The 23647-nt window shown below is 53.5% G+C and carries 20 protein-coding genes and 1 pseudogene; 10 read left to right on the top strand and 11 right to left on the bottom strand.

Annotation, left to right across the window (positions count from 1 at the left end):
• Positions 1-65: 65 nt before the first annotated feature.
• The 3 genes from treB to H4F65_RS15095 all read right to left on the bottom strand — a co-directional run bounded on the left by treB (position 66) and on the right by H4F65_RS15095 (position 3530).
• Positions 66-1484 carry a PTS trehalose transporter subunit IIBC gene (treB, locus tag H4F65_RS15105; RefSeq protein WP_010278838.1) on the bottom strand — a complete coding sequence of 473 codons (1419 nt, stop codon included), beginning with the start codon at positions 1482-1484 and terminating at the stop codon, positions 66-68.
• Positions 1485-2059: 575 nt separating this feature from the next.
• Entirely contained in the window at positions 2060-2620 is a 561-nt protein-coding gene (locus H4F65_RS15100) for a GNAT family N-acetyltransferase (protein WP_010278830.1), read from the bottom strand.
• A gap of 13 nt (positions 2621-2633) precedes the next feature.
• Positions 2634-3530, bottom strand: a complete 897-nt coding sequence (locus H4F65_RS15095; protein ID WP_010278827.1) for a PhzF family phenazine biosynthesis protein — start codon at positions 3528-3530, stop codon at positions 2634-2636.
• A 117-nt stretch (positions 3531-3647) separates the two neighbouring features.
• Here H4F65_RS15095 and H4F65_RS15090 point away from each other — a divergent pair, with 117 nt between their 5' ends.
• A complete protein-coding gene (locus H4F65_RS15090) occupies positions 3648-5240 on the top strand; it encodes an ABC-F family ATPase (protein WP_072014220.1) in 1593 nt (530 codons plus the stop codon).
• Between the two features lie 166 nt (positions 5241-5406).
• On the opposite strand, the gene H4F65_RS15085 is transcribed toward H4F65_RS15090, so the two are convergent.
• Both H4F65_RS15085 and H4F65_RS15080 read right to left on the bottom strand, forming a co-directional pair.
• On the bottom strand, positions 5407-6231 hold the full coding sequence (locus tag H4F65_RS15085) for a heme/hemin ABC transporter substrate-binding protein (protein ID WP_010278819.1): 825 nt from the start codon (positions 6229-6231) through the stop codon (positions 5407-5409).
• 11 nt (positions 6232-6242) lie between these two features.
• Positions 6243-8411: a TonB-dependent receptor plug domain-containing protein gene (locus H4F65_RS15080; protein ID WP_010278816.1), complete on the bottom strand. Its 2169-nt coding sequence runs from the start codon at positions 8409-8411 to the stop codon at positions 6243-6245.
• 408 nt (positions 8412-8819) lie between these two features.
• On the opposite strand from H4F65_RS15080, the gene hutW reads away from it, so the two are divergent.
• The 7 genes from hutW to fdhE all read left to right on the top strand — a co-directional run bounded on the left by hutW (position 8820) and on the right by fdhE (position 15571).
• Positions 8820-10133, top strand: a complete 1314-nt coding sequence (gene hutW / locus H4F65_RS15075) for a heme anaerobic degradation radical SAM methyltransferase ChuW/HutW (RefSeq protein WP_010278813.1) — start codon at positions 8820-8822, stop codon at positions 10131-10133.
• A gap of 14 nt (positions 10134-10147) precedes the next feature.
• Positions 10148-10648 (top strand): heme utilization cystosolic carrier protein HutX, encoded by a 501-nt coding sequence (gene hutX, locus H4F65_RS15070; RefSeq protein ID WP_010278810.1) that lies wholly within the window; start codon positions 10148-10150, stop codon positions 10646-10648.
• Positions 10645-11274, top strand: coding sequence for an NAD(P)H-binding protein (locus H4F65_RS15065; protein WP_010278806.1), 630 nt, complete (start codon positions 10645-10647; stop codon positions 11272-11274). The genes hutX and H4F65_RS15065 overlap by 4 nt, the downstream gene beginning before the upstream one ends.
• A gap of 160 nt (positions 11275-11434) precedes the next feature.
• Entirely contained in the window at positions 11435-11911 is a 477-nt protein-coding gene (locus tag H4F65_RS15060; protein ID WP_039320010.1) for a YlaC family protein, read from the top strand.
• A gap of 211 nt (positions 11912-12122) precedes the next feature.
• The gene (locus H4F65_RS15055; RefSeq protein WP_010278798.1) at positions 12123-12845 is read left to right on the top strand and encodes a glutamine amidotransferase; all 723 of its coding nucleotides are present in this window, start codon (positions 12123-12125) and stop codon (positions 12843-12845) included.
• Between the two features lie 108 nt (positions 12846-12953).
• Complete coding sequence (locus H4F65_RS15050; protein WP_010278793.1) at positions 12954-14405, top strand: aminotransferase-like domain-containing protein; 1452 nt, start codon at positions 12954-12956, stop codon at positions 14403-14405.
• Positions 14406-14641: 236 nt separating this feature from the next.
• Positions 14642-15571, top strand: a complete 930-nt coding sequence (fdhE, locus tag H4F65_RS15045) for a formate dehydrogenase accessory protein FdhE (RefSeq protein ID WP_010278788.1) — start codon at positions 14642-14644, stop codon at positions 15569-15571.
• A gap of 106 nt (positions 15572-15677) precedes the next feature.
• Here the strand turns inward: fdhE and H4F65_RS15040 are convergent, their stop codons facing one another.
• The 6 genes and pseudogenes from H4F65_RS15040 to H4F65_RS15015 all read right to left on the bottom strand — a co-directional run.
• Positions 15678-15998, bottom strand: a complete 321-nt coding sequence (locus tag H4F65_RS15040) for a DUF202 domain-containing protein (RefSeq protein ID WP_010278786.1) — start codon at positions 15996-15998, stop codon at positions 15678-15680.
• A gap of 3 nt (positions 15999-16001) precedes the next feature.
• The gene (locus H4F65_RS15035) at positions 16002-16367 is read right to left on the bottom strand and encodes a YidH family protein (protein ID WP_010278784.1); all 366 of its coding nucleotides are present in this window, start codon (positions 16365-16367) and stop codon (positions 16002-16004) included.
• Between the two features lie 168 nt (positions 16368-16535).
• Positions 16536-16640, bottom strand: a complete 105-nt coding sequence (gene cydX / locus H4F65_RS15030) for a cytochrome bd-I oxidase subunit CydX (RefSeq protein ID WP_010278781.1) — start codon at positions 16638-16640, stop codon at positions 16536-16538.
• A gap of 19 nt (positions 16641-16659) precedes the next feature.
• On the bottom strand, positions 16660-17799 hold the full coding sequence (cydB, locus tag H4F65_RS15025; protein WP_010278774.1) for a cytochrome d ubiquinol oxidase subunit II: 1140 nt from the start codon (positions 17797-17799) through the stop codon (positions 16660-16662).
• 14 nt (positions 17800-17813) lie between these two features.
• On the bottom strand, positions 17814-19391 hold the full coding sequence (gene cydA / locus H4F65_RS15020) for a cytochrome ubiquinol oxidase subunit I (RefSeq protein WP_010278770.1): 1578 nt from the start codon (positions 19389-19391) through the stop codon (positions 17814-17816).
• A 550-nt stretch (positions 19392-19941) separates the two neighbouring features.
• Positions 19942-20268: pseudogene (locus tag H4F65_RS15015) on the bottom strand (tail fiber assembly protein); the annotation flags it as partial.
• A gap of 165 nt (positions 20269-20433) precedes the next feature.
• Between H4F65_RS15015 and H4F65_RS15010 the strand changes: the two are divergent.
• Positions 20434-21723 (top strand): nitrate regulatory protein, encoded by a 1290-nt coding sequence (locus tag H4F65_RS15010; protein ID WP_010278763.1) that lies wholly within the window; start codon positions 20434-20436, stop codon positions 21721-21723.
• A gap of 660 nt (positions 21724-22383) precedes the next feature.
• Positions 22384-23643, top strand: a complete 1260-nt coding sequence (locus H4F65_RS15005; protein WP_010278758.1) for a CmpA/NrtA family ABC transporter substrate-binding protein — start codon at positions 22384-22386, stop codon at positions 23641-23643.
• Positions 23644-23647 lie beyond the last annotated feature (4 nt).

The following is a 23647-nucleotide window of genomic DNA, read 5'->3' as shown; positions in this document are numbered from 1 at the left end:
CGCTCCTTTATTACAGGGGGCCGTGCTTGCACGGCCTGAGTTGAGATAATAATTATATGTCACTGCTATGCAGGGTCGAGTGTGCCATTGCGACTTTTACGCTTATAGACCAGCGACGTCAGCACAATCGGAATGACGGTGGCAACCAGCGTGGCGATAGCGAAGATTCCCCAAAACTGTGGCTTGATGGAGAGAATGCCCGGCAATCCGCCTACGCCGATGCCATTTGCCGTTACGCCGTACAGGCCGCAAATGAGCGCGGCGGCGGCAGAACCGATCATGGCGCACAGCATCGGGAAGCGATATTTCAGGTTGATACCGTACATCGCCGGTTCGGTCACGCCAAGAAAGGCGGAAATCGCGGCGGGAACAGAAATTTCACGTTCGTTGGCTTTTCGGCTGACGAGAATCACCCCGACGACGGCAGCCGCCTGAGCAATATTAGACAGCGCGATAAGCGGCCAAACCGGTGTGCCGCCCATACTTTGAATCATCTGCATATCAATCGCTAACGTCGTTTGGTGCACGCCCGTGATGACCAGCGGCGCATACAGGAACCCAAACAGCGCTGCGCCAACAGGGGCGAAGCTGCCAGTCATGACCGCTTTAACGGCCCAGGCGACACCGTCACCAATCATACGGCCAAACGGGCCAATTAACGTGTGTGCCAGGAACACGGCCAGAATAAGTGAGGTTACGGGCACGACCACCAGATAGAGGTAATCCGGCACGATTTTTTTCAGCCTTGTCTCGATTATCGCCAGCGCCATCCCGGCCAGGACGGACGGAATGACCTGTGCCTGATAACCTATCTTCTCAATCGTGAACCAGCCGAAATTCCACACTTCAGGCGTTTGTTGACCGATGAGGTAGGCGTTCATGAGCTGCGGCGATACCAGCGTGATGCCCAGCACGATGCCGAGGATGGGCGTGCCGCCCATTTTGCGTACGGTTGACCAGCAGACCGCAACGGGGAGATAGAAGAAGATGGCTTCACCCAACAGCCAGAGGAAATCGTAGATGGTTTGCCAGGTTGGGTAGAGCTGTACCAGCGTTTGCCCGTCGCGCATCGGGATATCGCCAATGACGTTACGTGCACCGAGAATCAAGCCCCCGCTGATGAGCGCGGGAAGCAGCGGGAAAAAGATCTCGGCAAAATGTGAAATGCTGCGTTCAAACCAGCTCATGTTCTGGCGAGCGGCGACTTTGGCCTCTTCCTTATTGATTTCGCCTTTGCCCGTCGTGGCGAGCAGTGCCTTGTAATACTCATCCACATTGGTGCCGATCACGACCTGAAATTGTCCGGCGTTGGTAAAACACCCTTTGACAATACGCAGTTCTTCGATGTTCTTGGGATGAGCTTTGGACGAGTCGTGCAAGACGAAGCGGAGACGAGTGATGCAGTGTGTGACCGCCGCGATGTTCTCACGCCCGCCGACCAGTTCGATCAGACGGTCAATATCCTGTTGTTTAACTTTACTCATAGCCATGTCCTTTTTATCTTTTAGCGCAGACGTCGGGGACGCGAAGCAAGTACAGCTAGAGAAAAGCATAGTCTGTTAACGGTGGTTTTGCCGTGAAAGGAAAACGCATTGAGCTGTTTTTAAAAGAGAATGTTCAGGCATGCGGTGTGCTGCACAAATCTGCGACGTGTGGGTAGACAAAAAGGAAAGGGGGATGAACAGGGTGACAGAGAGGCTGAAAAAACAAAAGCCGCCTGTAGGAGGCGGCTTTAGAGATTGTTTATATCACAATCAGAACGGGCTGATGATTGACCCAATACGTTCACAGTAACTGACATAAACATCTCCCATTCTTTTAAAGAATTTGCTGATTTTGCGAAAAGTTTTCATTATCAGGCTCCTCTAACGGGTTAGTTAAATGTGATGTTCATCACGTTTTTTAATGGTAGCGAAGATGAGATCGGATTTCAACATTTTTGTGACGTTAGTCACAAAATAATAACGACACGATAAGTGAAACACGTCGTGGAACGAAAGAACCTGATGCGCAGCCGGAAGGCCAGCGCATCAGGTGGTGGAAAGCATGCGAGGTAATATCAGGCGGGATAGTGATAAATATTGTGATCGAACCACTGCTCGCCAATCCGCTCGGCGTCTTTCTCCGTGTGGTGAAAGCGGAAGCCAAGCCGTTGAGCGACAGCGTTGCTACGCATGTTGGCGGTTGAGGCTCTGATGACGCAGCGCTCAACGAGGTTGGCATCGGTATAGGCGGCTATCAGTGTACTGACAGCCTGAGAAACGATGCCTTTGCCTTCAAAGGCTTCGGCGATCCAATAGCCGATGGTGCCTTCTTTATCCTGAATCGTGTTGAAGGAGACGATGCCAGCCGGCGCGTCGTCCCAGCGGATCATGTACACGGCGGCCGTTTTGTCGAAGAAGGCCTTTCGGTTGGCGCGAATGGTTTCACGCGTGTCATCGACGCTCTTGACGGAATCAGGCCAGGGTAAAGTACGCCGTAAGCGCGCTTTTTCCTGCTGAATCAGGGTAAAGAGCGCATCGGCATCGCGTTCTTCCTGGATCGCTAGGTGCAGGCGGGGCTGATGACGCAATTCATACAGCGCATCTATAAATGACGTATCGACAAATGGCGCTTCCATAAAATCGCTCCCTTTACCGCTGTAACGTTCCGTCAACGATCGTGACGCTGTGCCCGCCGATCCACGGTTCATCGTTCAGGTAAGTGACAGTAATGCGGCCATCGCGTTGCAGCATGGTGCCCTGTCGCGCCAGGTAGCTGAGTGGCGCGGTGACGTTATTGATAGAATGCTGTTGGCGAAGCAGCGCTGCCAGACAGGCGTTGGCACTACCAGTAACCGGATCTTCTTTGAGATGACCGCGTTCAATGTAGAGCGCACGAACTTCATAATCGGCTGGCGTCGCATTACCGTGCGGGCCATAGATGGCGATGCCGTTAGTCTGGCTGAGGTCTTGCACGGCTGAGAGCGCGTCTGCATCGGGTGTGATGTTCAGACAGGTGTCGGCGCTGTCTACGCGAATCACAAGCCAGCGAATGCCCATGTGTACCGCGGTGGGTGGGTAGCGGTTATCGATAGCAGCACTACCCAAACCAGTAATGCCCAGTGTTTTTTCCAGCAGTGGCGCATGCTCATCACCAAACGGAACCATGGTGGCCTGCGGCGCGTGGAAAGCCAGACTGCCGTCATCATTAATATTAATGGGCACTAAGCCAACGCCGCACTGTTGCACTAACTGACCTGGGGATTTAGGGCGCAACCCTTCTTCCAACAGGGCATGTGCGGTGCCTAGCGTAGGGTGTCCGGCAAACGGCATTTCCGATTCTGGCGTAAAAATACGAACATGGTAATCCGCTAAAGGATCGGTGGCTGGCAGGACAAACGTGGTTTCTGACAGGTTTGTCCAGCGAGCGATCTCCTGCATTTGCGCATCGGTTAATCCCTTCGCCTCCATAATGACGGCAAGCGGATTGCCCTTGAAAGACTGCTGGGTGAAAACGTCGACCTGTTTGAAACGACGTACTATAGGCATCGCATTTCTCTCCTGTATGCGCTATCGCTTAAATATTACTCAAAACTAACCGCGATCCTATCGCGCGCTTGTGGCATAATGCGCGCCAAATCACATTCCGACTCGAGTATAAGTGCTGTGTTAAGTACCAACAATATCACCATGCAGTTCGGCAGCAAGCCGTTGTTTGAAAACATTTCCGTTAAATTTGGTGGCGGCAACCGTTACGGTTTGATTGGCGCAAATGGCTGCGGTAAATCTACATTCATGAAGATTCTCGGCGGCGATCTGGTGCCGAGCGGCGGTAACGTCTTCCTCGATCCTAATGAACGCCTGGGTAAACTGCGTCAGGATCAGTTCGCTTTTGAAAAATACAGCGTGCTGGATACCGTTATCATGGGCCACGGTGAGCTGTGGGCGGTAAAAGAAGAGCGCGACCGTATCTATTCATTGGCTGAAATGAGCGAAGCCGACGGCTACAAAGTTGCCGATCTGGAAGTGCAGTATGGTGAGATGGATGGCTACAGCGCAGAATCTCGTGCTGGTGAACTGTTGCTGGGCGTGGGAATTCCCGTTGGGCAGCACTATGGCTTGATGAGTGAGATTGCTCCCGGCTGGAAACTGCGTGTCTTGTTGGCGCAGGCGCTGTTTGCCGATCCCGATATCCTGCTGCTCGACGAACCGACCAACAACCTGGATATCGATACGATCCGCTGGCTGGAGCAGGTGCTGAACGAGCGTAACAGCACCATGATCATCATCTCGCATGACCGTCACTTCCTGAATATGGTTTGTACGCATATGGCGGACCTGGACTACGGCGAGCTGCGTATTTATCCCGGCAACTATGATGAGTACATGACGGCCGCGACGCAGGCTCGTGAGCGTTTACTGGCCGATAACGCCAAGAAGAAAGCGCAGATTTCCGAACTGCAATCGTTCGTCAGCCGCTTTAGCGCCAACGCCTCTAAATCCAAGCAGGCGACATCGCGCGCACGCCAGATCGATAAAATCCAGCTGGATGAAGTGAAAGCGTCCAGCCGTCAAAACCCGTTTATCCGTTTCGATCAGGATAAGAAACTGTTCCGTAATGCGCTGGAAGTTGAAGCGTTGAGCAAAAGTTTTGATAATGGCCCGCTGTTTAGCAAGCTGGGCCTGATGGTCGAAGTGGGTGAGAAAGTCGCTATTCTGGGTGCCAACGGTATCGGTAAATCGACATTACTGAAAACGCTGGTCGGTGATTTGGAACCGGATAGCGGTACGGTGAAATGGTCTGAAAACTCAAAAATTGGCTACTACGCGCAGGATCACGAATACGAATTCGATGAGACGCTGACTGTTTTTGACTGGATGAGCCAGTGGAAACAGGAAAAAGACGACGAGCAAGCCGTGCGCAGCATACTCGGTCGTTTACTGTTCAGCCAGGATGATATTAAGAAGAAAGTGAAAGTGTTATCCGGTGGTGAAAAAGGCCGCATGCTGTTCGGTAAGCTGATGATGCAGCGTCCGAATATTCTGGTAATGGATGAACCGACCAACCACCTTGATATGGAATCCATTGAATCGCTGAATATGGCGCTGGAAATGTATGAAGGGACGCTGCTGTTCGTCTCCCATGACCGTGAATTTGTCAGCTCGTTGGCGACCCGTATTCTGGAAATAACGCCAAATAAAGTGATCGATTTCACCGGCAACTATGAAGATTACCTGCGTAGTCAGGGTATTCAGTAAGTGTGTGATACGGCCTCATTATTGAGGCCGTTAATCCCCGTCATACTTCAAGCTGCATGTGCGTTGGCTTTCCTCGCTCACCTCAGTCACTTACTGATGTAAGCTCCTGAGGATTCACTGTGTCGCCGCCTTCCTGCAACTCGAATTATCTAGGGGATATATTCGTTTAGTCAGGATAAAATCCGCGATTCAGCGCTTCCACAGCCTCGGCAACGCGCGGCCCCATTCCCAGTAAAATCGCCTGATCGAGCGCGATAATACGCTGGTTTTTCCAGGCTGCGGTTTGCGTTAAACCGGGTACAGCCGCCAGCGCCTCCACGCCGTTTTCCACACTTTGCGTCGTCACCACAACCACCTCAGGATTGGCTGCAATCATCGCCTCGCCGCCGTAAATACGATACTGACTATGTGTGGCAATATTCTTTCCGCCTGCCAGCGCGATCAGGCTATCCACCACGGTGTTTTTCCCCGCGACCTGCGCCGCACTGCTGCCAACACTCAGCAAAAACACGACGCTGACGCGATCCTTCCGCGTTGACAGCCGCTCTGATACCGCACTCAACTGCTGAGAGAGACGGGTCGCCAATTGCTCGGCAGCCTCCGTGCGATTGAGCAACGCGCCAGCCTGACGAATATTGCTAAGCAACTGCGCTGGCGTGCTGGGCGTGCGGGTGAAACGCGCCACCGTTACACCTGCCTGCTCAAGCTGATTAAGTACCTGCGGCGGGTTGGCATCCTGCCAGGTCATCAACAGCGTTGGGTGCAGTGACAAAATGCCTTCGCTCGTCAACTGTTGCCAGTTGCTGACCTTTGGCAGCGTTGCTGTTTGTGGCGGATAGGTAGTGGTCTGATCGACGCCGACCACCGTATCGCCTGCGCCAAGCGCATAAACGATTTCCACCAGCGAGCCACCGGCAATCACCACGCGCGGCTCAGCCGCGCAGGTGAAGGAAGACAGCCCGAAGAGCATTAACGCGATTATCGCCTTCATCATCATGATGCTTAGAATGAGAACGCTGCGCCAATCGCGGTGCTGAAGCCGGATGCGGGAATACTTTCATGCGCGGTGGTATAGCGCTTATCCAGCAGGTTATTCAGCGCCAGCGTGACCTGGTATTGATTCTCGCTACCGAAGGTGCTGGTAAATTCCAGATTAGCCGTTGCCCAACCGCTGTGCTGGACGGCGGTATCTGCGGTTTCATCCTTCGCTCGTGAGGCTGCCCGGAGGTAGAGATCCGACTCCAACTCCATACGTTCGAACAGCATAATATTTTTGACCCCGACGCGGCCCGTAAAGGTGGGTTCACCCGTGCGATAGGTGCTGCGAGTCGGCAATTCCAGCTCACGGCGGATGATGTTGCCGTTAACGTAAGGAGACAGCGTCCAGCCGAGGTATTCCGCATACATTTCCATCCCGTACGTAGTCGCACGGTTGGCGTTGGCGTAGTAGCGGCTGCTGCTGTCCGTGCTGCCGGAACAGGCGGCGTTACCGGCGCAGTTCAGCGTGGTGATGTAGTCTTTGGCGCGTGAATGGTAGATCGCGCTGTCCAGCAGCCAGCTATCGTTTTTATAACGCATGCCGACTTCATAGTTATCCGACTTTTCCGCTTTCAGATTGGCGTTGCCGTAAGTGGTGCTCCCACCCGCCGCGGTGTCGTAAAATTTATGCGTCAGGGTAGGGTAGACATAACCTTGCGCGAAGGAGGCGCGCAGCTGGATATTGTCAAAGCCGGAATAGCGTAGGCTGCTGGCGGTGACGAGTGTACTGTCACTTTCCTTCGCGGCGGCAGACGTACTGTTATTCGGCATCACCATACCGTTCATTCTCACGGTGCCTGTCTTCTGACCACCGTAGGAGAGTGATTCAACCCAGTATTGACGCGCACCCAGTGTCCACGTCCAGTCCGGTGTTATTTTCCATTCATCCTGCGCGAACAGCGCCCAGCTATTTTGCCGCCAGTGGTTATTGGATATTGAGCTTGGGTTGACCGACAGAGACGGTGTGCCCATCGGCGATAACGATCCCGTTACCCGGACATCGGAGAATGCATTTTGCTTCACGACATCGGAGAGCCATTGTCCCCCAGCGATCAGCGTGTGTCCGGCTAATGGCGTGATATCCGCTTGTAAGGTCAATCCCCGACTAGTCTGCTTGTCGTCGGTGCCTGTACTCATCGCCATTTTGCCTTGATAAAGCGCCATGCCGTTATAGCGCAACGGATTACCGCTCTGCGACAGATCGTTACGGAATTCGCGTTTGATATTTTGCTGATAGGCATCCAGATGCAGGTTTTTCAGCACATCGCCGCCGATCTGCCAGTCATAAAACAGGCCGACCTTCTTTCTTTCTAGTTCAGGAATACGCACGCTGAAGCTGTCGTATTCATCCGAGTCGGTGTAGGTCTGCGTGCTGAGCTTGAAGCTGTCCAGCGACAGGCCGAATTTATGATCGCCAAGACGATACCCGAGCCAGGCGGACTGTCCGCTGTTGCGGAAATGAGTATCCGGCAGACGACCATCCGGCGTGCTGCGGTTGCCCTGATCGCTATAGCTGCCGCTGAGGCGATAGTCAAAATTATCGATGGAGCCGTAGGCTAAACCCGATTCCTGCCAGCCTGCGGTCGCGCTGTCATAAACGGCTTTGATTTTGCCGCTCAACGGTTTGTCTCCGCCTTTGCGGGTAATAAAGTTGATCACGCCGCCGATAGCCTGCGAGCCATATAATACCGAATGCGGGCCTTTCACGACTTCAATACGTTCAATATAAGAAGGATCGATTAATAACCCGAGGCTGTAATTGGGTCCGGCGCGTTGATAAGTGACTTCCTGTCCGTCAATTAACACTAATACGCGTGAGGCTTCTTCGCCGCGAATACGTATTTGTTTCCGCCCGGCTAATGCGGTATCGGTAATATCGACGCCGGGAATATCACGCAGCGCTTCGGCAATAGAATCACCCGTATATTTATTCAGCTTTTCATTATCGATAACCTGCATCGTGACCGGGCTTTCCCATAAATTCTGTTCCGTTCTCCCTGCACTAATAACGGTTATTTCATCGCTGTTTGTGGTCGAATGATTTGTCGATGAATCGTTTGGCGCTGCATTAATTGCGCCGCTATAAATAGCAGGCAGCATAAAGAGAGCCCAGTGTGTGGCCTTTTTATTCATGGCTTTTTCTCTGAAAAGTTAATGATTATCATTAACATTATCATTTGAGGGAGGGCGGCGATAATTAAATTTGAATGGATATTAAAAAATGTGACTGCAATCTCATTTATTATTAAATAAGGACTTGCAATATTTTATTGGTTGTTAAATTAACGAATTTTAATGTAGTGATTTTTGTTTTCATTTATTTAACATTTAAAGTGAGTGCAGTGGATTAATGCTATGAAAATCATGAGAAATAACCGTATTTATTTATATCTGCAATTTTAACCAAAATAAGCAAATCGGTTAATTTAAAGAGAAAATGACGCGAAAAGAATAATCCTCTTCCTTTCTGCTTGTTGGGCTGGTTGCCAAATAAAAATAATTATCATTTAATTTATTTTATTGATTATTTGGGGGCCGTTAATGAACATCGATTTGACGCCGTATTATGCCGAGCCCGGTGAGCAGCCTTTTGGCGCCCGACGTATGGCTATGCCATGGCGCAACCATGTGCCGCTTTCACCAGAACAGATTCCTGCCGGTTGGCAGACGTTGAAGCAACAGACAGTGCCTGCGCGTAAACGCCTGCTCTACCTGCACATTCCTTTCTGCGCCACGCATTGCACGTTCTGCGGTTTTTATCAAAACAAGCTGCGTGATGACAGCACGGCGACCTATACCCGCTATTTATTACAGGAATTGGCGATGGAGGCGGATAGCCCGCTGCATCAGTCTGCACCGATTCATGCGGTGTACTTTGGTGGAGGGACGCCAACGGCGCTGGCGGCCGATGAGCTGTCGCAGATTATTCGCGCGATCCGTACTTCTCTGCCGCTGGCACCGGACTGTGAAATCACAGTAGAAGGGCGGGCGATGGATTTTGACGATGAGCGGATCGATGCCTGTCTGGATGCCGGAGCGAACCGCTTCTCCATCGGAATTCAGACGTTCGATACCCGTATTCGTCAGCGTATGGCGCGTACGTCGGATAAGCAGCAGTCAATTCGCTTCCTTGAGCGTCTGTGCGAGCGAGATCGAGCCGCTGTGGTGTGCGATCTGATGTTCGGTCTACCGGAGCAAACGCCGGAAATCTGGCACGAAGATCTGGCCATCGTCAGCGATTTAGCGTTAGACGGCGTCGATCTGTATGCGCTGAATCTGTTACCAACCACGCCGCTGGCGAAGGCGGCCGAAAACCAGCGTGTGGCGCTGCCTGATGTGGTGGCCCGTCGTGATTTTTACCGAACTGGTGCGGCGTTTTTGGCCGATGCTGGCTGGCACCAGCTTAGCAACAGCCACTGGGCGCGCACCACGCGTGAACGCAACCTGTATAACCTGCTGATTAAACAAGGCGCGGACTGTCTGGCAATGGGCAGCGGTGCGGGCGGCAATATAAACGGGCAAGCCTACATGATGGAACGCAGCCTGGAGCGCTACTACCAGCAGATCGATCAGGGGCAAAAACCGATCATGATGATGACGCCAGCCAGTCCGACCGGGCCGTGGCAGCATCAGCTTCAGGCGGGTATTGAGGTCGGTCGTATCAAGCTGCCTCAGTTGACTCGCCATGCCCGTGAACTTCAGCCGTTGCTTAGCCAGTGGCATCAGGCCGGGCTGACCTGTGACGATTCCACCTGCCTGCGTCTGACCAACGATGGCCGCTTCTGGGCGAATAACCTGATGCAGGCATTACAACAAATTATCCCCCAGCTTAATGCCGAAGAGCATGCGCACTAACCGGAGACGCAACCATGACGATGACACTGAATGAATTACTGGCAACCAACCCTGATGGCACACTGGAAGAGATTGCCGGAAAATATAATACCTCGCTGTTTGCTGTCGTTGAGGCCTTGCCTGCGGCGCAGCGTACGCTGGCGGCGGGCGATCGTTTCGATCGCGTCTGGGACACGATTGCGACCTGGGGTGAAGTGACGCTAATCAGCCACACGGCGGACGCGATTCTGGAATTCAAGAGCGAGCTGCCAACCGGTACGCATCGCCACGGTTACTTTAACCTGCGCGGTAAAAATGGCCTGAGCGGACATATCCGTGCAACGAGCTGTCAGCACATTGCGTTTATTGAACGTAAATTCATGGGGATGGACACGGCGTCCGTGGTGTTCTTTAATGCCAGCGGTGCGGCGATGTTTAAAATTTTCCTTGGACGAGACAGCCACCGCCAGTTGCTGAGCGCTCAGGTTGAAGCGTTCCGTGCGCTGGCGAGTGAATTACAACCGGAGCAGGTATGACGTGGTTACTTTTCGGCGCAGGCAATGGGGTCGGCGCCTGTTTATTACAGCGCGCTATTGAGTGCGAGCAGGCAGTCGTACTCGTATTACGTAATCCTGAACAGGCCAAACACTGGCGTGAGCAGGGAATGACGGTAGTAGAAGGCGATGCTTGCGAGCTGGAAACGGTCGCGGAAGCCTGTCGTGTGGCGGGGCCTTCTGCCATTGTGGTATCGACAATGGGCGGCGGCACGGTAAATTATCAGGGTCACCGCACGGTGATCGATGGTGCCGAACAGGCAGGTCTTAAGCGTATGTTGTTGGTGACATCACTGGGCTGCGGCGATAGCTGGCCGCTGTTGTCGCCACGCGCCAGAGCGGCGTTTGGCTTCGCGGTGCGTGAGAAATCGCTGGCAGAAAGCTGGTTGCAAAGCAGTACGTTGGATCACTGTATTGTTCGTCCCGGCGGTCTGCTGGACGTGGTTGCGACGCACAATGCAAAACTGACGCAGGGTGCTGCTACGCTGGGGTTGGTGTCCCGTTGGGATGTCGCGCTGGCGGTTGATCAACTGTTGCAACAACCCGTGTTTGGCAATCACATCTACAATCTGATCGATCCCGATCTCACGATGCCCGCCATTCCATAATCTCCGCCATTCTGTCACCGAAGTTGCCGGGGTAATCCATCCCGGCATTCGGCAAACTGTTATAGTTAATCTGTCGAAAACTGTATCTGTTATCTCTCATGGGGCTATGTTCTAATCGATGCCAGCAGTGTTGTATTCCTCAAGCACGATGGTGATGACGATGGATGAAGTAAAACGCCTTCTGACCGAAGAGATCGAACGTATTAATCGGGAAGAAAAACGCGACAATAAAATACGTTTTAGCCGCAAATTCATGCAGTCACATCCCTATCTGTTTGCCGCGATGCTGGTGAGCTACGTGCCGGTCGCGATCATCCTCTTTTATGCCCCTTATTTTGGTTTACCGTATCTGATCGGCTTCACGGTTTTCCTGCTGGTGATGACGCTGGCGCTCTCGGTAGATATCAACCCGACCTATCGCTTTGAAGACATTGATACGCTGGATCTCCGTGTTTGCTATAACGGCGAGTGGTTTACGGTCCGCCACGTATCACAGGACACGCAGGATAAGCTGCTACGCAACGAGCAGGTGCCATCAGCCGTGAAAGCAGGGATAGAGAAAATTCGACGTACGAAAGGTGACGTTGATTTCTACGATGTTTTCTCGCTAGCCTACCATCAACAGCCTTCCAGTTAGCAGACTCTTTCTGCCCTCAAGCAGCCCCATTTCACGATGATAAAATAATGCGCAGGGTTTTTTTCCCCATGCGCAGATTTTCATGGCGGCTGGTTTTCATGGAGTCATAGTGCTACGTTCGTTATAAGCAGTGCGCACAGCATGCTTATTGGTTTTTCAGACCGATGATTTCTCAGGTTGATGGCTTTTCAAATACGGGCAGAACAGGACGATGAGCGAAAGGGTATTGCTGGTGATTCAGTTGGGCCAACCGCCGGAAGGCATTGCGTCTCAGGTTGGGCAACAGGGGAAGTGGTTTACTGATGCGGTGCAGGGCAAAACGCAGCCGGTGCAGGTGGTTCGTCCCGATCTCGGGGAGCGACTGCCGTCGTTTGATACGCTGGCGGCGGTGGTGATTTCCGGCTCGTGGTCAATGGTCACCGATCGACTGGACTGGAGCGAATACACCGCAGGCTGGCTGCGTGAAGCGTATTACGCGGATGTTCCGTTGCTGGGCGTGTGTTATGGGCACCAACTGCTCGCCGATGTGCTGGGCGGTAAAGTGGGGGATAACCCGAACGGCAAGGAAGTGGGCGTTCAGGTTGTGACAACCCATGAAGCCGCGGCGCAAGACACCTTACTGCGTGATTATCCGCAGCAGTTTGGTGCTTATCTGACCCATCAGCAATCCGTGCTGGAACCACCTGCTGGTGCGCAGGTGCTGGCGAGTTCCGAGATGGATGGCTGCCAGATTATCCGCTACAGCGATAAAGTCCTGACCGTGCAATTTCACCCGGAATTCAGCGCGGACATCATGCTGACGTGCCTGCGTCATAATGAAGCGGCGCTACGACAGGGCGGTTGGGATGTCGATAGGATGATGGATATTTCGCAGGAACCCGTCTGGGCGCGCAAGATTCTGCTGGATTTTGTACAACGCTACGCGGCGAAATAATCCTGGAACAACGTGTTGTTCGCGATAAAGCATCCTTCTCGATCATGACCTGTCGGTGGTGATCGAGCTAAAAATAATGACAGACTCATCCACCGAAACCGCAGCGCTATGGCAAAGTTTGAACAGCTCGCTCACCAGATCCGTGAGCAGCTTCAGGAAGGGATCTGGCAGCCGGGCGACAAATTGCCCTCGCTGCGGGAAAAATCACTGCATTCGGGTATGAGCCTGATGACCGTGCTGCACGCTTATCAGCTGCTGGAAAGTCAGGGGCTGATTGTGTCGCGTCCACAGTCGGGTTATTACGCGGCACCAAAGCTGTCTGTGCTACCAGCAGACAGCCTGCATTCGCCCGTAGGGCAGGAGCGCGTGCAACTGACCGAAGACGTAGACGTCAATGCGTTCATTTTTGACGTGCTTCAGGCCAGCAAAGATCCGGCTGTCATGCCGTTCGGATCGGCGTTTCCCGATCCACAGCTCTTCCCACAGCGCCAGTTGACGCGCTCGTTGGCATCGGTGGCGCGTCATATGCAGCCACACAGCGCGCTGGATAACTTGCCGCCGGGTAATGAAAGCCTGAGGAAGAACATCGCCCAGCGCTACGCGTTGCAGGGGATTGCCGTCTCGCCCGATGAGATTGTGATTACGGCGGGCGCGATGGAGTCCCTTAATCTCAGCCTTCAGGCGCTGACGGAGCCGGGCGATTATGTGGTGATCGAATCTCCCGCTTTTTACGGCGCGCTACAGGCGATCGAACGCCTTAAACTCAAAGCGATTGCGATTGCAACCGATCCGCAGCAGGGCATCGATCTTGATGCATTGCAGCAGGCGCTAAACGACTATCCAATTAAAGCCTGCTGGCTGATGACCAATTTTCATAACCCGCTCGGCTGCACGCTGTCCTGGGAAAAGAAACAGCGGCTGGTGGCGATGCTGGAAAAACACGGCGTCGGGCTGGTAGAGGATGACGTCTACAGCGAGCTTTATACCGGCCTGCAACGTCCGTTGCCCGCAAAAGCGTTGGATAAAAAAGGGACGATTCTGCACTGCTCTTCGTTTTCTAAAAATCTGGTGGCGGGGTTCCGCATCGGCTGGGTAGCGGCAGGGAGCTATGCGGGCAGCATTCAGCGTTTACAGCTGATGAGTACCTTATCGACCAGTGCACCCATGCAGCTGGCGATTGCGGATTATCTGGCGACCAGCAGCTATGACAGCCATCTGCGCCGCCTGCGACGAGCGCTGGAACAACGTAAACACGCGGCGTTACAGTCGCTACGCCGACACTTCCCGGGCGACGTACCCATTAATCATTCGCAAGGTGGTTATTTTCTCTGGCTGGAATTGCCTGAAGGTATCAGCAGCACGGAGCTATATCGCCGCGCGCTGGAACGAGGCGTCAGTATTGCGCCGGGGAAAATGTTCACGACTGGCGACAAATACGATCGTTACTTCCGCTTCAACGCCTCCTATGAATGGGACGAGCGCTGTGAGCAAAGCGTGATCGTATTGGCATCGCTGATTCGATCGCAGATAAGTGAACGCTTGACCCGATCACCCCTTTAGAGGTGTGGAGATGTTTGCCGCTTTTCTGCTACTGTTTCCGTCATAGCTGAAGGTGACTGAATGGATGGCGAAAAACAGCCATAACCTTGCCGGAAATCAGAAAGTCGCTAGTCACGATGCGTATAATTCCGACTAAAGGTGAGCTATACCCGCTATCTTTCGGACCGCGCTGGCGGCCTTCCTGCACCCCGAAATCTATCGGATAGACAACGTAAACAACAGGAAAAATCCCCCTGATGAGTATTCGCATTGTTCCTCAGGAACAGTTAGAACAGAACGAAAAATCGATGCCGGAAGGGAATATCCCCCCGTTGCTTTTTGCCAATCTGAAAAGCCTGTACAGCAGCCGCGCGGAGCGTCTGCGTCAGTTAGCTGAAGATCACCCGTTGGGCGATTATCTCACTTTCGCCGCAGGCGTGGTGGAAGCCCAGCAGAAGGTATTGCACGATCATCCGTTGAAGCTTGACCTGAGTGACGTGCTGAAACAGTCTGGTGAACGTCCACCGCTCGATATCGCGGTGTTCCCTCGTGATACACACTGGCACACGCTGCTGCGTGCACTGATTGAAGAATTAAAACCGGATGCCAGCGGGCAGGTATTATCTACGCTGGAGAATCTGGAAAAAGTCTCAGAGCAGGAACTGGAAGAACAGGCAACGGCGCTGCTGCAACACGAATTTCGTGCCGAGAGCAATGATAAAGCCCCGTTCATCTGGGCGGCGCTGTCGCTGTTCTGGGCGCAAATGGCAAGCCAACTGCCCGGTAAAGCGCGTGCCGTACCCGGCGAACATCGCCAGTTCTGCCCCGTGTGCGGCAGTATTCCGGTCTCAGGCGTAGTGCAGTTAGGTACGTCCAGCGGGCTGCGTTATCTACACTGTAATCTGTGCGAGAGCGAATGGCACATGGTGCGGGTGAAATGCAGCAACTGTGAAGAATCGAGCGAGCTGAATTACTGGTCGCTGGATAGCGAAAACTCCGCCATCAAAGCGGAAAGCTGCGGCCACTGCGGCACGTATCTGAAGCTGCTATATCAGGAAAAAGATCACCGTGTAGAAGCCGTCGCCGACGATCTGGCGTCACTGGTGCTGGATGTGAAAATGGAGGAAGAGGGCTTTTCTCGCAGCAGCATCAACCCGTTCCTGTTCCCGGAAAGTTCGATCGAATAGTCCGTCTAATCGGTGAAGCGCGTTTGGGCTTCACCGCCTTTCTTTTCAGAAAACTTTTCTTTTCAGAAAACCTTTCCTTTCAGAAAAAATGACAGAAAATCGGGGCTTACCACACGCCGCTGAAATGTAGCAGCAAGACCAGCGCGGTGATGACAATCGATGATGACGTGAGCACAATCAGCCCGTGGCTAACGCGTGATAGCACCGGTTGGCAATGGGCGTTAAAGCGGTAGCGCAGAATCGCCAGCACCGACATCAACGCAGAAACACACAAGAGCAGAATGGCGCAGGCAAACACCACTCGGCTGTCATTCACCATGCTCAGACGAAAACACAGCAGGCTGTTGATTAGCATCACAAACAGCGTCCGTGACCAGGCCATGCCGGTTCGCTGTGGCTGTAATCCCGGATCGCGTGTCGTGTCCATGCGCTACCCGAACAGAATCATCGCGGCAAGCGCGATGGCAATGAGGGTGATAAACAGCGTCACGATCAGCAGCATTGGCGTATACGGCATATCGCTTTCCTGACGCATCGCTTTCTCATTACTAACCCAGCGACGATACGCCAACGCACCGAGCAGTGCCGCGCTAACGACCAGCAACAGCGACAGCCCCTGACGCAACAGCGGATCGATGTGCACGGTAAATTGGTCGATACCCACTGCGCCGGCAAGAAACGCCAGCGCGGTGCGAATCCATGCCAGAAAGGTGCGCTCATTCGCTAATGAAAAACGGTAGTCCGGGGTTTTCCCCTGACTCCACCACGGTGTTTTGTCCTGTCTGGGTGCTGTCATGTTGTCGTCTGATTTCAGGTTGAAGAGGGCATCTGATTGGGCGCAGCGTCTGCATTCTAGCGCCCTTGGCGGGTTTCGTCTGCCCTGATGACGGTATCAGCGACAATTGTTTCAGCGATGATGTCTCAGCAAAGAATGATGAAGCGCCCGATGAGGCGCTTCGTTTTCTCAGGAAGCGTCTTTGCCCGCTTCATGGTTCTCTACCGCCAGCGCGGTGACCAGCGCGAACGCGCAAGCTAGAAGCGTGCCGAGTATCCAGGCGAAATACCACATGCTCTTTCTCCTCAAGTCGTTAGTAAACGGAATGCTTATTGGCTTCGATGTAGCGGGCATCGATCCGGCCAAACATTTTGTAATAACACCAGCTGGTATAAAGCAGGATGGTGGGAACAAAAATACAGGCCAGAATGGTCATCACCTGAAGCGTAAGCTGGCTGGACGTGGCATCCCAAATGGTCAGGCTGACGTTGGGATCGAAGCTGGAAGGCATCACGAACGGGAATAGCGTAATGCCTGCCGTCAGAATCACGCAGACAATCGTCAATGATGAGGTCAGAAAACCCCAGCCGCAGCGGTTTACGCGAGAGAAGAGGCAGGTGAACCACGGCAGAGCCACACCTAATGCGGGGATCGCCCACAGCGCAGGGTGCGCCGTAAAGTTGGTTAACCAGGCCCCGGCCTGTTGGACCACCTCTTTATGCAGCGGGTTAGACGGGGCCGCTTTATCCAGCGTGGAGGTAATCAGGTAGCCGTCGATTCCGGTTAGCACCCAGAGGCCAGCCAGTAAGAAGGTGAGGCTCATCAGCGTGCTGGCGAGCAGAACGGTTTTTTGCGCGCGACGCTGAAGCGCCTCTGTGGTGCGCATTTGCAGGTAAATTGCACCGTGTGCGACGATCATTGCGACACTCACGACGCCTGCCAGCAGCCCGAACGGGTTCAACAGGCCAAAGAACCCGCCGTGGTAGGTGAGACGCAAATACATATCGACGCTCAGCGGCACGCCCTGCAACAGGTTACCTAATGCGATGCCGAACACCAGCGTGGGGACGAAACTGCCGATGAAAATGCCCCAGTCCCACATATTGCGCCAGCGCTGGTTTTCCAGCTTGGATCGATAATCAAAGCCAACCGGGCGGAAAAACAGAGCGGCGAGCACCAGAATCATGGCGAAGTAGAAACCGGAAAACGCGGCGGCATAAACCATCGGCCAGGCGGCGAACAATGCGCCCGCCGCGGTGATCAGCCAGACCTGATTGCCGTCCCAGTGCGGGGCGATCACGTTAATCATGACTCGCCGTTCAGTATCATTCTTGCCCAGCAAACGCAACAGAATGCCCACGCCCATGTCAAAGCCGTCGGTGATGGCAAAGCCGATAAACAACAGGCCAATCAATCCCCACCAAATCAGGCGTAATGTTTCATAATCCAGCATTATTATGGCTCCCGTTATGGTTTTGCAGGTGTCGTGAGGGGTTGTGTCGTCGATTGTTCAAAGTGGTAGCGGCCGGTTTTCAGGCTGCTTGGCCCCAGTCGGGCAAACCTGAACATCAGATACATTTCCGCGACCAGAAACAGCGTGTACAGCCCGCAAATCAGCCCCATCGACAGCAGAATGTCGTGTGCTTCCAGAGATGAATTGGCGATAGCGGTAGGCAAGACCTCACCGACTGCCCACGGCTGACGACCGTACTCGGCGACGAACCAGCCGGATTCAATCGCGATCCAGGGCAGGGGGATGCCGTACAGCGCGGCTCGGTGCAGCCATTTACGCTGTCCCATGCGGCCACGTATCACGCTCCAGAATGACAGCGCAAAAATAGCGAGCATCAGCACGCCGCAGCCCACCATCAGACGGAAAGCGACATACAGCGGCGCGACGCGCGGGATTGAGTCTTTGGTTGCCTGCTGAATCTGGTTTTCGCTGGCGTTGGCGACGTCATCGGTATAGCGCTTAAGCAGAAGACCGTAGCCAAGATCGCGCTTGGCAGCCTCAAATTGGGCGCGAACGGCGGGGTCGGTATTACCTGAGCGCAGCTCCTCCAACAGACCATAGGCCGTCATGCCGTTACGAATGCGAATCTCATGTTGCGCCATCAGGTCTTTAATGCCGACGACGGGTTTGTCGAGCGAACGCGTGGCGATGAGGCCCAGCAGATAGGGAACGTGGATCGGATAATCGTTCTGCATCGTTTCCTGATTGGGGATGGCGAACAGCGTGAAAGACGCGGGGGCGGGCTGCGTTTCCCATTCGGCTTCGATCGCTGCCAGCTTGGTTTTCTGCACATCGCCCATGACATAGCCGGATTCATCACCCAGTACGATCACGGACAGCACCGAGGCCAGGCCGAAACTGGCGGCAATCGCGAACGAGCGCTTGGCAAAGGCGATATCGCGGCCTCTCAGCAGATAGTAAGAACTGATCCCGAGGACGAACATCGCGCCAGCGGTGTAGCCTGCTGCCACGGTGTGGACGAACTTCACCTGTGCGACCGGGTTCAGCACCAGTTCGGCGAAGCTCAGCATTTCCATGCGCATGGTTTCATAATTGAACTCAGCGGCAATCGGGTTTTGCATCCAGCCGTTGGCGACCAGAATCCACAGGGCGGAAAAGTTGGAGCCCAGCGCGACGAACCAGGTCACCAGCATATGCTGGACTTTGGTCAGGCGATCCCAGCCGAAAAAGAACAGGCCGATGAGTGTAGATTCGAGGAAGAACGCCATGAGTCCTTCCATCGCCAGCGGTGCGCCAAAAATATCGCCCACGTAGTGAGAATAGTAAGACCAGTTGGTGCCGAACTGGAATTCCAGCGTCAGACCAGTTGCCACGCCCAGCGCAAAGTTGATGGCGAACAGCTTGCCCCAGAATTTGGTCATATCCTTGTAGATTTGCTTGCCGGTTAACACATAGGTGGTGTTCATAATGGCGAGCAGGAAAGACAATCCGAGCGTCAGTGGGACAAAAAGAAAGTGATACATGGCAGTCAGGGCAAATTGCAGCCGCGACAGCTCAACGACATCAAACATGTTAGGCTCCTAGCTTCAGGCAGGAAAATGCACGCCATATTGTTATTCCGATGCTTGCCGGAATAAATCGTGGCGAATAAAACGAAAATAAATTACCGCCGACGGTATTTGCATCCGTCAGAAATTAACTTCATTGATTGAAGTGAGATAAGAATGAGTAGTGAGTAAAACGTGCAGAGATTATAGCGTGCAAAAATTGAAGGATAAATAGTACAGTTTGTTGATTTGGTTTTTTTATCTCTAACACGATTATTTTGTTTTTATATTTTAATTTAACTTTATTTTTTGGTTTTTAATTTCATTAAAATGTGATTATTAGTTTTTTATTCTTTATTTATTTCGATGCTGAGAATTGAAATTAATTAAAATAGTACAGATTTGAGATGCATAAATATAACAGTTTCATTTTTTATTTAATTTTACATTTGGCGATAAAAATAATTAGGAATTATCAGAATATCCTGTCCAAAGAGAGGGAGGTGAGGCGTGTGTGCCGTACGTTAAAATACGACACACCATTATTGATCTAATCGGATGTGGGTTACACCGATTACACGGAAGGCGCGATTGGCCACACGACGGATGCAGCGGTGAGATCAATGCGGTTCAACGTAACCAGATAAATTTTCCATTGGGTTAGCTGTTCTTGCTCTTCATCCGTGGCAATAGCCAAGTCCATAGCATAGTTCAGCTCGGCAATTCGGGTATTTGCCGTCGCGCGCCGTGCCGCCAACTCCAGCTGTAGGCTTTTGGTTACGGCAAGTTGTTGCGCCGCCTGATTTGTCACCCAGGCCGCTCCATCCCACCGATCAAACTCGGTTGCTGGAGCCAGAAAAGTCATACTTTCAGGCAGTTCGCCGAACTGCATCACCGTCTGTGGCTGGCGGGTTTAGCAACGGAGTTTAAAAATTGAGGTGAAACGCGTGTGGAAGCGGCAGTCACCGCGCGGATGCTATGCCCTTGCTTCCTGATAACTGTGAACGGATGCAAATGGCGCGCTAATTGCATAGTCCTGCTTGTGGTTTTTTCAGGAGAGAGTGCAATGGTGGCGGAGCCTTCAACGACAATTCGATTTTTACTTGCCTCGCGCCAGTGTGAGCTGAACAGCCTGCGCTACCTGCTGCAAAGCGGTGAGCTGGTGGGCAAAATTAGCCAGCTTGTCCATCTATTGCAGCGTGAACGGGGAACAGCCAACCTGTTTCTTTGCTCCGATGGTCGACTATTCGCCGACGAGCTGGCGCTACGTGAGAAAGATGTGCAGGTGGCGCAGACGCATTTGATGACGCATCTGGCCGGGTTGGAAAAAATGACGGCGGAATTGCCGCAGGCGAGCCGTTTATTCAGCCGCGTTGCCAGCGTGGTTTATGCGCTAAGTCTGCTGCCCACGCTGCGTCAGCAGATTCGCCAGCGTTTGCTGCCTCAACCGCAGGCGATGACGTTTTTCAACGACATTATCCGTAATCTGCTGGCGCTGGTTTTTGAGGTTTCGGACACGGCAGCCGATCCGGGAATTTCCCGCGCGCTGATTGCCATGTTCAGCTTTATGCAGGGTAAAGAGCTGGCGGGGCAAGAGCGGGCGATCGGCGCGGCGGCCTATGCGGCGGGCAGCGTCGATGAGGAAACCCGGCAAAAGCTGCTGGATTTGATCGAGCGGCAGGAGCGTTGCTTCGATACCTTTCTGAATTTTAGCGATGAAGAAAACCAGCAGCGCTGGCGTGCTATCGCGATAGACAGCGAGTTTGAACGCCTGCGCCGCATTGTGTGCACCCGCAGCCCGATAGAAAAGCTGTCGGAATCAGATAGCCTGCACTGGTTTTCGATTGCCACGCGGCGCATCGACGAAATGAAGCAGATGGAAGATGAACTGGAGCAGACGCTGATGCAGCGCTGCCGTACCCGTATTGCAGCAGCGGAGAAGGCATGCAGCGATCAGCGTGCGGATCTCGACGCGCTGATGGTGCAGCAGGAGCATAACGATCCCGGTTATTCGATATTTATCGCTGGTCATGACGTGGAAGGGCAGAACGTCCCTCCCGGCTGGCTGAATAGCGATGGTGTCAGTCCACAACTGGGGCGATCGCTGCTGTCGCTGGTGCAGCAACAATCGCGGCGCTTACAGGCGCAGGATCATGAACTGGCTGCGCTGCGAGCCACGTTGAATGAAAGAAAGCAGATCGATCGCGCGAAGGGCTTACTGATGCAGCACCGTGGATTAAGCGAAGAAGAGGCCTACAAAACCCTGCGCCGCATGGCGATGAGTCAGAATAAAAAGCTGATTGACATCGCGACGGCGATGCTCGCGGTGGCAGATGTATTCGGAGATACCCCTTAAGAGGTATATGCACATGAACTGTGCGTGTTCTGCTTGCTGGCGGTGCAAGATGCCGTCTTGTGAAGAGGAAATTGTGGCGTCAATAGCGGTGGGGGAGGTGGTTTCGTGCGTAGCGGGTTCTCGCTGTCGTTGTGTTGTGATGAGCGTAAATAACGCTGAAGGAAAAACAGACTTAGGATGAGCGGCAGGGAAGCCGCGAAAGCCGTTGCCGCGTCGGGAACGCGTCAACGGCGGTCCGTTAAGAGGCTGTTTTTTCTGAAGGTATCGCGTAGCGACGTTATTTCTCGCGGAAAGCCGCGGGTCACGGGGCGGCGGCGACTGAGCGCCCCTTGTCGGGCGCGTGCTACGACGTAGCATAGAAATGGCAATATTCTGGCGCACGAAATAATAACCTTAAATTACATATTGTTATCGAAATTTCAATTCACCTCTCGATTAAAGCATGCCCCTCGGCAGTATGTAAAACTGTGATAACTGGCACAAACCTTGCTTTAACTCATTAGCAACAACCAAACATTCATAATGCGTTTCGGGCCAACGGCGGTGCGGAAGGTGTTAATCGGACAACGGCGTCCATAAGCGTGCAGATTCTGCATGGGCTTGTGGACGCCGTTTTTGTTTTTACCGCCTGAAAAGGTGTTTTGCGCAAGGGTGTCGTTGATGAGTGATTCCAAAACCAAAAGCATGACCGTCTCTCGCCGCCAGTTTCTGTTGGGGAGTGCTGCACTGGGCGGTAGCCTGATGCTGCCGGGGTTGATGAATAGCGCCTGGGCTGCGGGTTCCGACGCGCCGGAGAAAAAGGAAATTCGGGTCGGGTTTATTCCGTTGACGGACTGCGCCTCGGTCGTGATGGCCGCAGTGAAAGGCTTCGATAAGAAATACGGCATCACCATCGTTCCCAGCAAAGAAGCCAGCTGGGCAGCAGTACGCGACAAGCTGGTGTCGGGCGAACTGGATGCGGCCCACATTCTGTACGGCCAACTGTACGGTCTGCAAATGGGGCTATCCGGGGCGCAAAGCAACATGGCAGCGCTGATGACGCTCAACCAGAACGGACAAGGGATCACGCTGGCAAACCAGCTGCGTGAAGCCAACGTCACGGATCTCGCCGCGCTGCAAAAATATATCGCCGCCAGTCCGGCGGGAACCTACACCTTCGCGCAAACCTTCCCAACCGGTACGCACGCCATGTGGCTCTATTACTGGCTGGCTTCCGCCGGCATTCATCCACTGAACGACGTGCGCACCGTGGTGGTGCCGCCGCCACAGATGGTGATGAACATGAAGATTGGCAATATGGTCGGCTACTGCGTCGGCGAGCCGTGGAACCAGCGTGCCATCAGCGAAAAAATCGGTTTTACCGCCGCCACCTCGCAAGATATTTGGCCGGATCACCCGGAAAAAGTGTTGGGCACCCGCGCTGACTGGGTAAATGCCAACCCGCATAGCGCCCGCGCGCTGACCGCCGCGATTCTCGATGCCTCGCGCTGGATTGATGCCTCGGACGACAATCGCCGCGAAACGGCCGGCGTCGTTGCCGGACGCGCGTACATCAATGCCAAAGAAGAAACCATCGTCGGACGCATGCTGGGCCAGTACGAGAACGGACTGGGGAAAAGCTGGAAAGACGAACACGCGATGCGTTTCTACCACGACGGTTCCGTGAACTACCCGTACCTGTCCGATGGCATGTGGTTCCTCACTCAGCACAAGCGCTGGGGCTTGCTCACCGAAGAGCCGGACTATCTGGCCGTCGCGAAGCAGGTTAACCGCATTGATATCTATAAGCAGGCGGCCGATGCCGTGGGGAGTGTGCCATTGCCCGGTAGCGACATGCGCAGCAGCGTGCTCATCGATGGCCGTCGCTGGGATGGTAGCGATCCAGCGGGTTATGCCAACAGTTTTAGCGTGAAGAAATAAGTGA

The sequence above is a fragment of the Pectobacterium brasiliense genome, from assembly GCF_016950255.1.
In the GTDB taxonomy this organism is placed as follows: domain Bacteria; phylum Pseudomonadota; class Gammaproteobacteria; order Enterobacterales; family Enterobacteriaceae; genus Pectobacterium; species Pectobacterium brasiliense.
Note: the sequence above shows the minus strand (reverse complement) of the source record. Positions and strands in the feature narration are given on the sequence as shown.

Coding starts and splice junctions, on each gene's coding strand:
- treB (WP_010278838.1), bottom strand. CDS start 1,484: ATGAGTAAAGTTAAACAACAGGATATTGACCGTCTGATCGAACTGGTC.
- H4F65_RS15100 (WP_010278830.1), bottom strand. CDS start 2,620: ATGGAAGCGCCATTTGTCGATACGTCATTTATAGATGCGCTGTATGAA.
- H4F65_RS15095 (WP_010278827.1), bottom strand. CDS start 3,530: ATGCCTATAGTACGTCGTTTCAAACAGGTCGACGTTTTCACCCAGCAG.
- H4F65_RS15085 (WP_010278819.1), bottom strand. CDS start 6,231: ATGAAGGCGATAATCGCGTTAATGCTCTTCGGGCTGTCTTCCTTCACC.
- H4F65_RS15080 (WP_010278816.1), bottom strand. CDS start 8,411: ATGAATAAAAAGGCCACACACTGGGCTCTCTTTATGCTGCCTGCTATT.
- hutW (WP_010278813.1), top strand. CDS start 8,820: ATGAACATCGATTTGACGCCGTATTATGCCGAGCCCGGTGAGCAGCCT.
- hutX (WP_010278810.1), top strand. CDS start 10,148: ATGACGATGACACTGAATGAATTACTGGCAACCAACCCTGATGGCACA.
- H4F65_RS15065 (WP_010278806.1), top strand. CDS start 10,645: ATGACGTGGTTACTTTTCGGCGCAGGCAATGGGGTCGGCGCCTGTTTA.
- H4F65_RS15060 (WP_039320010.1), top strand. CDS start 11,435: ATGGATGAAGTAAAACGCCTTCTGACCGAAGAGATCGAACGTATTAAT.
- H4F65_RS15055 (WP_010278798.1), top strand. CDS start 12,123: ATGAGCGAAAGGGTATTGCTGGTGATTCAGTTGGGCCAACCGCCGGAA.
- H4F65_RS15050 (WP_010278793.1), top strand. CDS start 12,954: ATGGCAAAGTTTGAACAGCTCGCTCACCAGATCCGTGAGCAGCTTCAG.
- fdhE (WP_010278788.1), top strand. CDS start 14,642: ATGAGTATTCGCATTGTTCCTCAGGAACAGTTAGAACAGAACGAAAAA.
- H4F65_RS15040 (WP_010278786.1), bottom strand. CDS start 15,998: ATGGACACGACACGCGATCCGGGATTACAGCCACAGCGAACCGGCATG.
- H4F65_RS15035 (WP_010278784.1), bottom strand. CDS start 16,367: ATGACAGCACCCAGACAGGACAAAACACCGTGGTGGAGTCAGGGGAAA.
- cydX (WP_010278781.1), bottom strand. CDS start 16,640: ATGTGGTATTTCGCCTGGATACTCGGCACGCTTCTAGCTTGCGCGTTC.
- cydB (WP_010278774.1), bottom strand. CDS start 17,799: ATGCTGGATTATGAAACATTACGCCTGATTTGGTGGGGATTGATTGGC.
- cydA (WP_010278770.1), bottom strand. CDS start 19,391: ATGTTTGATGTCGTTGAGCTGTCGCGGCTGCAATTTGCCCTGACTGCC.
- H4F65_RS15010 (WP_010278763.1), top strand. CDS start 20,434: ATGGTGGCGGAGCCTTCAACGACAATTCGATTTTTACTTGCCTCGCGC.
- H4F65_RS15005 (WP_010278758.1), top strand. CDS start 22,384: ATGAGTGATTCCAAAACCAAAAGCATGACCGTCTCTCGCCGCCAGTTT.